The sequence below is a fragment of the Tenacibaculum sp. SM2510 genome (assembly GCF_057002845.1).
Window position 1 is genome coordinate 842,432 of the sequence record NZ_CP192703.1, and the last position, 11,834, is coordinate 854,265.

General features: G+C 29.8%; 10 protein-coding genes. 6 read left to right on the forward strand and 4 right to left on the reverse strand.

Going from position 1 to position 11,834, the window contains the following annotated elements; translation table 11 throughout:
* Together bshC and ACQ629_RS03740 are read right to left on the reverse strand one after the other, a co-directional pair.
* Window positions 1–1,587, reverse strand: coding sequence for a bacillithiol biosynthesis cysteine-adding enzyme BshC (bshC, locus tag ACQ629_RS03735; protein WP_483706606.1), 1,587 nt, complete (start codon window positions 1,585–1,587; stop codon window positions 1–3).
* A complete protein-coding gene (locus ACQ629_RS03740; RefSeq protein ID WP_483706607.1) occupies window positions 1,588–2,253 on the reverse strand; it encodes a class I SAM-dependent methyltransferase in 666 nt (221 codons plus the stop codon).
* Between the two features lie 183 nt (window positions 2,254–2,436).
* Between ACQ629_RS03740 and ACQ629_RS03745 the strand changes: the two genes are divergently transcribed.
* Genes ACQ629_RS03745 through ACQ629_RS03760 form a run of 4 tightly spaced genes read left to right on the forward strand, consistent with a single transcriptional unit; the run spans window position 2,437 to window position 6,596 of the window.
* Entirely contained in the window at window positions 2,437–4,368 is a 1,932-nt protein-coding gene (locus ACQ629_RS03745; protein ID WP_483706608.1) for a BatA domain-containing protein, read from the forward strand.
* Complete coding sequence (locus ACQ629_RS03750; RefSeq protein ID WP_483706609.1) at window positions 4,365–5,624, forward strand: dihydroorotase; 1,260 nt, start codon at window positions 4,365–4,367, stop codon at window positions 5,622–5,624. The genes ACQ629_RS03745 and ACQ629_RS03750 overlap by 4 nt, the downstream gene beginning before the upstream one ends.
* 2 nt (window positions 5,625–5,626) lie before the next feature.
* Window positions 5,627–5,953 carry a hypothetical protein gene (locus tag ACQ629_RS03755; protein WP_483706610.1) on the forward strand — a complete coding sequence of 109 codons (327 nt, stop codon included), beginning with the start codon at window positions 5,627–5,629 and terminating at the stop codon, window positions 5,951–5,953.
* 4 nt (window positions 5,954–5,957) lie between these two features.
* Window positions 5,958–6,596 (forward strand): alpha/beta hydrolase, encoded by a 639-nt coding sequence (locus tag ACQ629_RS03760; protein ID WP_483706611.1) that lies wholly within the window; start codon window positions 5,958–5,960, stop codon window positions 6,594–6,596.
* Window positions 6,597–6,731: 135 nt separating this feature from the next.
* Here the strand turns inward: ACQ629_RS03760 and bcp are convergent, their stop codons facing one another.
* Window positions 6,732–7,184: a thioredoxin-dependent thiol peroxidase gene (bcp, locus tag ACQ629_RS03765; RefSeq protein WP_483706612.1), complete on the reverse strand. Its 453-nt coding sequence runs from the start codon at window positions 7,182–7,184 to the stop codon at window positions 6,732–6,734.
* 34 nt (window positions 7,185–7,218) lie between these two features.
* Here bcp and ACQ629_RS03770 point away from each other — a divergent pair, with 34 nt between their 5' ends.
* Window positions 7,219–7,875 (forward strand): endonuclease III domain-containing protein, encoded by a 657-nt coding sequence (locus ACQ629_RS03770; protein WP_483706613.1) that lies wholly within the window; start codon window positions 7,219–7,221, stop codon window positions 7,873–7,875.
* 237 nt (window positions 7,876–8,112) lie between these two features.
* Here the strand turns inward: ACQ629_RS03770 and ACQ629_RS03775 are convergent, their stop codons facing one another.
* Entirely contained in the window at window positions 8,113–8,700 is a 588-nt protein-coding gene (locus tag ACQ629_RS03775; RefSeq protein WP_483706614.1) for an RNA polymerase sigma factor, read from the reverse strand.
* 236 nt (window positions 8,701–8,936) lie between these two features.
* Between ACQ629_RS03775 and uvrA the strand changes: the two genes are divergently transcribed.
* Window positions 8,937–11,729: an excinuclease ABC subunit UvrA gene (gene uvrA / locus ACQ629_RS03780; RefSeq protein ID WP_483706615.1), complete on the forward strand. Its 2,793-nt coding sequence runs from the start codon at window positions 8,937–8,939 to the stop codon at window positions 11,727–11,729.
* Window positions 11,730–11,834: the final 105 nt, after the last annotated feature.

The window sequence follows — 11,834 nt, forward strand, 5'->3', positions numbered from 1 at the left end:
TTAAATTTCTATTACTGTAAATTCTAATTGTAATGGCTGTAAACCTTCTTTTAATGCTTTAATTAAAGTATCACCGTACTCTAAATAATACTCAGAAAAGTTTCGTTGTCGCTCTTCTAAACTTTGATTTGGTAATATTTCGTTTTGCAATAGTACAATTCTATCTACCAAATCTTTTTGTTTTCGTTTTTCTGCTCGTAACCAACGTTTTTCTAGATTATCTAATCCTTTTAATTGCTTTTTTTCTTGAGCATTTACAGCACCAACAAATGAAACATCCGTTTTTTTAGCCAATTCTCTTAAATAAACAAACTGTTGCTGTAAAAATTCTTTTTGACTTGTAAAATCAACTTTCTCTTCAGATATTTCTAATACTTTATCTTTTAATAAGCTATTTTGATTTTGAAAAGATTCTTCTAATGAAATATCTAGTTTTTCTAATTTCTTAGCTTGCTTTTCAGAAATTATCTGCACTGAATTACGCAACAATAAAATAGGAAATGGTACTTTAACTTCATCAAAATAATCTTTTAACTGCATCCAGTAAGCCAACTCTCCTCCTCCACCGATATAACATAAGTTTGGCAGCACTACTTCTTGAAATAACGGACGCATAATTACATTTGGTGAAAATCGTTCAGGAAAATCATGAACTTCTTTTAACAACGCGTCTAATTCCCAATAAATACTAGTGTTATTCACTTTATACACATCATCTTCAAAAACAATACGTTCACGAATTTCATCTGTTAAATAAAATAAATTAATTTCTCTTGGGTTCACCTGAATCTTATATTCATCACCCAAACGTTCAATCGTTTCTGTTACTTTTTTATATGAAATCTCTTCTTTTAATTCGCGCTCAATAAACGGAGTAAACTCTTGCTTTAATTCTCGGTTATCAGCATCAAGAATTACCAATCCATATTCACTAAACAATTCATTAGCTATGTATCTTGTAGCATCAGCTAAATTGTCGTGTTCTATATATCCATCTTTAAAAAGGTTGATTAAATATTGTGCATTTTTTGAAGTTCCTAAGTGGTTCGAAAACACTTCTAAAACATCCTGTAATCCATCTGTAGAAAAACGCCCTACACCTCCTGTTTCATTAGAATTCCATTGTACCTTTTTCCCTTTGAAGTTGAAATAGTTTATTTCTTCAAAATCATGATCTTCTGTTGCCATCCAATAAATTGGCACAAAGTTTTGTTGCGGATAATTAGCTCTTAACTCTTCACATAAATTAACGGTCGAAAATATTTTATAGAGAAAATATAACGGCCCTGTAAATAGATTTAACTGATGCCCCGTAGTTACTGTAAAAGTAGTATCTAATAATAAATCATCAATATTTTGCTGTGTAGCTTCTGATGTTTTTATCGTAGTATATTGCTTTTTTAAAACCGTAACTAACGTTTTTCTTGCCGCTGTTGAAAAAGTTTTACTTTCTATCTGGTTTTTAAAACTTTCTAATGACGGAAAGTTTTTATAAAATGGTTGTAGTTTTTCTGATTGCTCTAAATAATCAATCATTGTTTTAGAGAAAAAACCGGTCTTTTTAAAAGGAATATGTGTTACTTTCATTTACTTATTTATTCTTTGAAACAATGTGTAAATATAAGGTCTTTTTCCACCATACGGATTTACAAATGTGTGATTAAATTCTGATATTAATTTAAACTGATTTCCTAAACGTTTTTGCAACATTTCGCTATTGTATCTCTGCAAGTCTAAGCCACAACATTTTTCTGCACCATCTAAAGCAAAAACTGCAATAATTACAAATCCACCTTTAGTTACAACTTGCTTTAATAAATTAAAATAAGCCACTTTTTCTTCTTCTTTTAAAAAGAAATGCAATACTGCCCTATCATTCCATAAATCAATATCATTTAACTTATCTAACTTTTTGGGTTGCATTAAATCATCCGCAATAAAAGTTACTTTCGATGCTTCTTCAGCTAAGCGGTCTTTTAAAGTAGTTAATGCTTTTTCAGATAAATCGCTTGCTATTAAGTTCGTGTAACCATCAGCTAATAATTCGTCTATTAAAACCGAAGAACCAACACCTACATTTAAAATAGTTGCGGTTTTTTTTAACCCTGATTTAGAAATTAAAGACATTGTTTGTGCTGCCTTATCTTCAAACCAACCTAACTTTTCGGTTGTGTTTTTTGTGTATGCTGTATTCCAGTGATTTTTATATTCAATTTTCGCTGGGCTTTTACAATCACTCTCTTTTGTAGTCATAGTTCAAAAATAGTGAAATTTGATATCTTGTCGAAAACAAAACACTTTTCTAACAGATTTTTAACTACATTCTTTTTTAAATCATCAATTTGGCTATTTTTACAGTTAATAAGCTACCTTGTAAAAACATTTTTATAAAAGCCTAATCACTTAAAACCTCACTTAGTGAGCAAAAAATGAACTATGCAGTTTAAACATCCTGAAATTTTATACTTCTTAGTACTTTTACTAATTCCGATTATAGTTCACCTATTTCAATTACAACGATTTGTTAAAGTTCCGTTTACCAATGTTGCCTTTTTAAAGAAATTAGCACTTCAAACTCGTAAAAGTTCTCGCATAAAAAAATGGCTGATTCTAGCTGCACGTTTACTATTATTTGCCGCTTTAATAATCGCTTTTGCACAACCTTATTTTAGCAATCATAAAAGCGATCAACAGCAACATTTCTTAATTTATTTAGATAATTCTTTAAGTACAAATACCGATGGTGAAAAAGGAAACTTACTACAAGTAGCTAGCCAAGAAATTATAGAAAACATCTCAGAAAAAGCAACTTACTCTTTAATTACAAATGATGAATTTCATAAAAATAAAACAGCTTCTGATTTAAAAGATATTTTACTAAAAGTAAAAAATACCGCTAAAGAGAAGGGATTAAAAGATGTTTTATTAAAAATATCGACCGAAAGCAAAACAAATACACTTTCTGAAAACATTATTATTTCTGATTTTCAGAACATAAAAAAGGAAGATTTATCAAGTTCGCCAAAGAATACTTCTTTTGTAAAACTAAATCCGCAGCAAAAAAGTAATTTATCTATAGATAGTGTTTTTATAAGTGACAACGGAACAACAAATTTTGAAGTACATATTCTTGTTAAAAATCAAGGTATCTTTAAAAAAAATGTACCAATTGCTATTTACAACAAAGAGAAATTAATCAATAAACAACTTTTTTCTATTGAAGAAAATGAAACTAAAAAAGTGATTTTTTCAATCTTAAAAACAGCTAATTTTTCTGGAAAAATTGAACTAAATTTTAAAGACACTTATACTTTTGATAATTCCTTTTATTTCGCCATAAACTCCAACACTAAAACTGCTGTTTTAAATATTGGTGAATCTGCTGATTTTTTAAACAGAATTTATACAAAAGAAGCATTTGACTTTACATCTTCTGCTATTAAAAATCTGAATTACAATTTAATTCCGAAACAGCATTTAATTGTTTTAAATGAAATTGATAATATTCCGGAGAATCTTATTGCTAGTTTAATTGAATTCACTAAAAACGGTGGAAACTTGGTTGTAATACCTTCTAGAGATTTAACTATTTCGTCTTACAGTAGTTTATTCAACAAACTTAAAATAGGAAAGCTACTCTCTAAAAAAAATGATAGTTTAAAAATTACAACTATAAATTACAGACACCCAATTTTAAAAAATGTGTTTGAAAAAAATGTGCGTAATTTTCAATATCCGTTTGTAAAAACTTCTTATAATACGCAATTATTAAACGCTAGTACTGTTGTTTCTTTCGAAAACAAACAAGGCTTTATACAACAAGTAAACTTAACAAATTCGGCTATTTATTGGGTAGCCGCTCCGCTTTGTAAAGAGAATAGTAACTTTATAAATTCGCCTTTGGTGGTGCCTATTTTTTATAATATCGGTAAATACAGTTTACAACTTTCTAAATTATATTATACAGTTGATAAGCAATCAATTATTGACATTGATAAACAACTAGGCAAGGATGAAATAGTAACTATTTCAAATAATCAAACTTCCTTTATTCCGCTGCAACAAACACTTCAAAATAGTGTAAAAATTACAACTACAGATCAACCTTTAGTTGCCGGATTTTATCAAATAAAACAAGAAGCTACTATTTTAAAAAACATTGCTTTTAATTATCCGAAGAAAGAAAGTTTATTAAATTTCTTAGATACTGAAAAATTAAACTCAAAAACCACGGCTAGTTCGATTAAAAACACCTTAGAAAATATTAATAGTGAAAATAAAATTCAATGGCTTTGGAAATGGTTTTTAGCCTTAGCCATTGTATCTTTGCTTGTAGAAATTTTGATCTTAAAATTCTTTAAACCATGACAACGCTGCTAAAATCGGCTACAATTATTGATGCTTCTAGTCCTTATCACCAACAAACTAAAGACATTTTAATTACTGATGGAGTTATTACCGAGATTAACGATACGATTACTTCTAAAAAAGAATATCAACTTGTAGAGCTTGATAATTTACATGTATCTTCAGGTTGGTTTGATACGAGTGTTTCTTTTGGTGAGCCTGGTTATGAAGAGCGCGAAACAGTTAAACATGGTTTATTAGTAGCCGCTAAAAGCGGATTTACAGCTGTTGCCGTAAACCCGAATACAAACCCGGTAATAGACAATAAATCTGCCGTGGAATTTTTAATTAATAAAGCAAACGGATTCGCGACTAACCTATACCCTATTGGTACGTTAACACAACAAGCTAAAGGTGTTGAAATGGCAGAATTGTATGATATGCAGCAATCTGGTGCTATTGCTTTTGGAGACTATAACAAACCTATTTCTAACGATAACTTGTTAAAAGTATCCTTACTATATACTCAAAATTTTAACGGCTTGGCAATGAGTTTTCCTAAAAACAATGCTATTGCTGGTGAAGGTGTTGTTAATGAAGGTAAAAACAGTACGCTTTTAGGTTTAAAAGGAATTCCTGCTTTGGCAGAAGAGCTTCAAATTTCTCGTGATTTATTTTTACTAGAATATACCGGAGGAAAACTACATATTCCTACAATTTCAACTAAAAAATCGGTGCAGTTAATTAAAGACGCTAAAAAGAAAGGTTTAGATGTTACGTGTAGTGTGGCGATTCATAATTTATTTTTAACAGATGATGAATTGCATGAATTTGATGGTAACAAAAAAGTAAATCCGCCGCTAAGAACATCAACCGATATAAAAGCACTTTTAAAAGGAGTAAAAGACGGAACGATTGATATGATTACTTCAGATCATAATCCGATTGATATTGAACATAAAAAAGTAGAATTTTCTGAAGCAAAAGACGGAACCATCGGTTTAGAAAGTGCTTTTGGCGTTTTAAATTCAGTATTAGATTTAGAAACTATTGTAGACTGTTTCTCTAACAACCCAAAAGAACGTTTTGGAATTGAAAGATCAGTTATCAAAGAAAATGAAAAAGCAAATCTATCAATTTTTAATCCTGATGGATCTTATACTTTTTCAAAAGAAAACATCATTTCGACATCAAAAAATAGTATTTTTTTAGACAAAGAACTAAAAGGAAAAGTATACGGTATATATAATAACAAGCAACTTATTTTAAACTCATAATTATGGAAAAAAATACAATAACTGACGGTAAAACAAATGCAATAATTAGCCATTTTTGGATTATTGGAACAATAATCGCGTTTATATTAAACATGAATAATAAAAATGCTTTTGCTAGTTTTTACATTAGACAAATGCTTGGATTAAATATTTTATCTTTTTTAAATACTTGGATTATTTATAAGTATTTAGGAGGTTTTGCTGGTTGGATTGTAGGTGTGCTTTTATTTGTCCTTTGGCTTATAAGTTTTATGGCTGTTTTAAAAGGAGAAAAAAAAATAGTTCCCTTTATAGGTGAACAATTTCAAGAATGGTTTAAAGGAATTTAATTATATGAGTTTACATTATATTGTAAGAGAACCAAAGGAATCGATTAGTAATCCGCCTTTATTAATTCTATTACACGGATACGGTAGTAACGAGCAAGATTTATTTTCATTTGCAGAAGAATTACCTGATAATTTATTAATTGTTAGTGCGCAAGCACCACACAGTATGGGCATGGGAGCTTATGCTTGGTATGCCATTAATTTTGATGCTATTAACGGAAAGTTTTCTGATTTAGTTCAAGCAAAAGAATCTGTTGATGAAATTGCCTTATTTATTGATGAAATTAAAAACAAATACAATACCAACCCTGACAAAACATTTCTTTTAGGTTTTAGTCAAGGAGCTATTTTAAGTTATGCCTTAAGTTTTAATTACCCGAATAAAGTGCAACATGTAATTGCTTTAAGCGGTTATATTAATGAAGAATTATTACCTAAAGAAACACCAAATACGATTACCTCAGATTATTATATTTCTCACGGAACTGTAGATCAGGTATTACCTATTGATTGGGCTCGTAAAGCACCACAAATTTTATCATACAATAAATTACAAAGCGAATATTCAGAATATCCGGTAGGTCATGGAGTGGCTCCTCAAAACTTTTATAGTTTTAAAAAATGGATTGAAAATCGTTTGTAAAAAGGAATAGTTAATATTTTTTTTATAGAATAAAATATTTACCATTGAATACTCATATCTAACAGGTAAAGAAATACAAGCTAAATTATCATCTAAACAAAAATAAAAAAACCGAGTTTTAAGCTCGGTTTTTTGTTATCCTAAAATCTGTTTAGCGTGTTCTTTTGTTTTTACTTTACTAATTATATTTTCAATAATTCCGTTTTCATCAATTATAAAAGTTGTTCTATGAATTCCGTCATATTCTTTTCCCATAAACTTCTTTGGTCCCCAAATACCGAACGCATTGATTACTTCTTTAGTTTCATCTGCCAATAACGGAAAAGGTAATTCATGCTTGTTTATCCAATTTTGTTGACGCTTAGCAGAATCTGCACTCGCCCCTAAAACCTCGTAACCTTTTGCTAAAAAAGCCTGATAATTATCTCTTAAATCGCATGCTTCATTAGTACAACCTGGCGTACTCGCCTTAGGATAAAAAAATAAAACTAACTTTTTACCTTTATAATCCGTAAGTTTTACTGTATTTCCTTTTTCATCAACAGATTCGAAACTTGGTGCTTTATCTCCTATTTTTAATGTTGTCATAATTCGTATTTTTGTCGATATAAAGATAAAGAAAATGACCAAGGCAAACAAAGTTCAATTTGTGATAGATACATTAGAGAAATTGTATCCAGAAATACCAGTTCCTTTAGATCATAAAGATCCATACACCTTACTTATAGCTGTTTTATTGTCTGCGCAATGTACTGATGTTCGTGTAAATAAAATTACACCTCTTTTATTCGCTAAAGCAGATAACCCTTACGATATGGTAAAAATGACTGTAGAAGAAATTAAAGAAATCATTAGACCTTGCGGATTGTCGCCTATGAAATCGAAGGGAATTTATGGTTTATCTAAAATATTAATAGAAAAACACGGTGGAGAGGTTCCTGAAAGTTTCGAGTATTTAGAAGAGTTACCTGCTGTTGGCCATAAGACCGCTGGAGTAGTAATGAGTCAGGCCTTTGGAGTTCCTGCTTTTCCAATAGATACTCATATACATAGATTATTATATCGTTGGAATTTAACGAACGGTAAAAATGTGACTCAAACAGAAAAAGATGCAAAGCGTTTATTTCCTAAAGAAATTTGGAATGATCTTCACTTGCAAATAATTTGGTACGGACGAGAATATTCTCCTGCTCGTGGCTGGGATTTAGAAAATGATATTATTACAAAAACGATAGGTAGAAAAACTGTTTTAGATGAATATTATAAAAAAAGAACATAAAAAAGCTCCAACAAATGTTGAAGCTTTTCCTCTCTTAATTCAAATTCAATTCAATGAGATAGTTTGATTTGGTTTTAACTATTTGTAAAGATTTAGAAAAATTAATCAAAAATTGAATTGTTTCTTGTTTAGGTTTCATAGTAGAATCCGAAGATTTCTGCGAGTAAGTTTGCATCATATATTCCCTTTATATATTTTGTTATCAAGTATTTAACGATGCGTTTTTACTAATATTGTCTAATTTACTAAAATTATTTTATTTTTTTCTATTATTTTTCTTAAATTAATTAATGCATATCTCATTCTCCCTAAAGCAGTATTAATGCTCACCCCTGTATTCTCAGAAATCTCATTAAAACTCATGTCATTATAAATACGCATTTTTAAAACTTCTTTTTGCTCTTCTGGTAATTCTTCTACCAAATCTCTAACATCAGATAAAATTTGTTCTTTTATAATTTTATTTTCAGCATTTAAAGCACCATCTGTTAATACCGAAAAAATATCAAAGTCCTCCGTGTTATTAAATGTAGGCATTCTGTTATTTTTTCTGAAAAAATCGATAATTAAATTATGAGAAATTCTCATAACCCAAGGCAAAAACTTACCTTCTTCGTTATAACGTCCTTTTTTAAGTGTTCTTATCACTTTAATAAAAGTGTCTTGAAAAATGTCTTCTGTAGTATCTCTATTCTGTACTTTGCTATATATAAAGCTATATAATCTTTGCTGGTGGCGTTTAATTAACAACTCTATTGCTAATTCTTTTCCGTTAATGTAGTCTCTTACTAAAGCGCTATCGCTTACAACATCTTTATGCATCATAATTACTTTTTTAAGAACATTTTTTAAACATTCTTTCGTTAAGGGGTAAATCTTTAAAAGTAATTATTTAGCTATAGGCTTTTTATTTATTGATTAGTAACTAGTTACAAATATTGTTTTTTTTATTAACAAATACAAGTATTAAATTAATTTTATATTGATTTTTTAAAAAAAGAACCAATTATCTTCTTCTTTCATTTACAAAAATGGTATTTTTATAAATTATTTTTTTATAGATGAAGACAGATATTTCTACCGTAAATCCTAAGGAAAACATTATTATAAAAGGAGCCAAACTACACAATTTAAAAAATATTGATGTGGTTATTCCTCGAAACAAATTAGTTGTAATAACAGGACTTTCTGGTTCCGGAAAATCTTCTTTAGCTTTTGATACCTTATATGCCGAAGGACAGCGACGTTATGTAGAAAGTTTATCTTCTTACGCACGTCAGTTTTTAGGCAAATTACACAAGCCTAAAGTAGACTATATAAAAGGAATTGCTCCAGCAATTGCTATCGAACAAAAGGTAAATTCTACAAATCCACGATCAACCGTAGGTACTTCAACAGAAATATACGACTATATAAAACTATTATATGCACGTATCGGTAAAACTATTTCGCCAATATCTGGTAATGAAGTAAAAAAACATACCGTTTCTGATGTGCTTACTTTCGTTAAAAATTTCGAAGAGCGCACTAAACTTTTATTACTTGCGCCAATTACCATTAATGAAAACAGAGATTTAAAAACTGTTTTACAAGTATTAACGCAACAAGGCTACGCGCGATTAAAATATAATGATACTGTTTTAAAAATTGATGATTTTCCTATTGAAGATTATAATGATGAAGCATTATTTTTAGTGGTTGATCGAATTGTTTTAAAACAAGAAGAAGACTTTTACAATCGTTTAGGAGATGCTATTCAAACTGCTTTTTTTGAAGGAAAAGGATTCTGTTTAATAGAAAACTTAAATACGAACACTGTTACTGAATTTAGCAATAAATTTGAGTTAGATGGTATTACTTTTCTAGAACCGAACACTCATTTATTTAGTTTTAACAACCCATACGGAGCCTGCCCTACTTGTGAAGGTTACGGAAGCGTAATTGGTATTGATGAAGATTTAGTGATTCCGAATACCGGATTATCAATTTTTGAAGATGCTATTTTTCCTTTTAAAACAGATGCTTACAGAATATATAAAGAAGAATTAATTATTAACGCCGAAACATTTGGTATTCCTATTCATAAACCTTGGTTTGAAATTTCTGAAGCACAAAAAGAACTTATTTGGAACGGAACAAATAAGTTTGAAGGAATACACGATTTATTTAAAAAATTAGAAGAAAAAAGTTATAAAATTCAAAACAGAGTAATGCTTTCTCGCTATCGCGGAAAAACAACCTGTACCGATTGTAATGGCAAAAGATTGCGTAAAGAAGCCAATTACGTAAAAATATACGATAAAATAATTTCTGACTTAGTTACACTTCCTTTAGATGAATTGGCTGTTTTTTTTAAGAACATAAATTTAAATGAAAACGATAAAAACATTGCTAAAAGATTGCTTACCGAAATTAATAATCGTTTGCTTTTTTTAACTGATGTTGGTTTAAAATACTTAACCTTAAATCGTACTTCTAACACGCTTTCTGGTGGTGAAAGTCAACGTATAAACTTAGCCACTTCTTTAGGTAGCTCGCTCGTAGGATCTATGTATATTTTAGATGAACCAAGTATTGGTTTGCATCCAAAAGACACAGAAAGACTAATTGAGGTTCTTAAAGATTTACGCGATTTAGGTAACACTGTTATTGTGGTTGAACATGATGAAGATATTATGAAGGAAGCCGATTATATTATTGATATCGGTCCTGAAGCAGGTACTTATGGCGGACACGTAGTTGCCGAGGGTACTTTTGAGGATATTATGAAATCTGACTCATTAACTGCCAAATATTTATCCGAAGAATTAAAAATTGATATTCCAACTTCTCGCAGAACATCAAAAAACACCATTAATATTATTGGTGCACGAGAAAACAACTTAAAGAATGTAGATGTTTCTTTTCCTTTAAATAACTTAACGGTAATTACAGGAGTCTCTGGTAGTGGAAAAAGTACGTTGGTTAAGAAAATTTTATATCCTGCTATGCAGAAAAAGTTAAACGGATATGGAGATAAAGTTGGCCAATACACCAACATAACGGGAAGTTTTGATACCATAAAACATATCGAATTTATCGATCAAAACCCTATTGGTCGTTCATCAAGATCTAACCCAGTTACCTATATAAAAGCGTATGATGATATTCGTAAATTGTTGTCAGATCAGAAACTATCTAACATAAGAAATTACCTACCTAAACATTTTTCTTTTAATGTAGAGGGTGGTCGTTGCGAGGTTTGTAAAGGTGAAGGTGAAGTTACGATTGAAATGCAATTTATGGCCGACGTGCATTTGCAGTGCGATACCTGTAACGGAAAACGCTTTAAAAAAGAAGTGTTAGAAGTTACTTTTGGAGGGAAATCTATTGATGACATTTTAAACTCAACTATTGATGATGCTGTTGCTTTTTTCTCGGAACACGAGCAACCTAAAATTGCTAAAAAGTTAAAACCTTTGCAAGATGTTGGTTTAGGTTATGTACAATTAGGGCAATCGTCATCAACCCTATCTGGTGGAGAAGCACAACGTATTAAACTAGCTTCTTTTTTAATAAAAGGAAATACTAAAGACAAAGCCTTATTTATTTTTGATGAACCTACAACCGGATTGCATTTTCATGATATTAAAAAACTATTAGCATCGTTTAATGCTTTAATCGAAAAAGGACATTCGATTATTGTAATTGAACATAATATTGAGTTAATAAAATGTGCCGATTATATTATAGATCTGGGTTTAGAAGGTGGTAAAAACGGAGGTAATTTAATTTTTACTGGAACTCCTGAAGAGTTAATTAAAAATAAAGAATCTTATACTGCAAGTTATTTAGCAGAGAAGTTAAAGTTATAAAATATTACTATAAGAAACTGCCTAACTTTTTCAAGCTAAGCAGTTTCAACTGTAACAAAAACTAACAAAATTCAATAATTATTGAAATATCGTATTGTTTACATA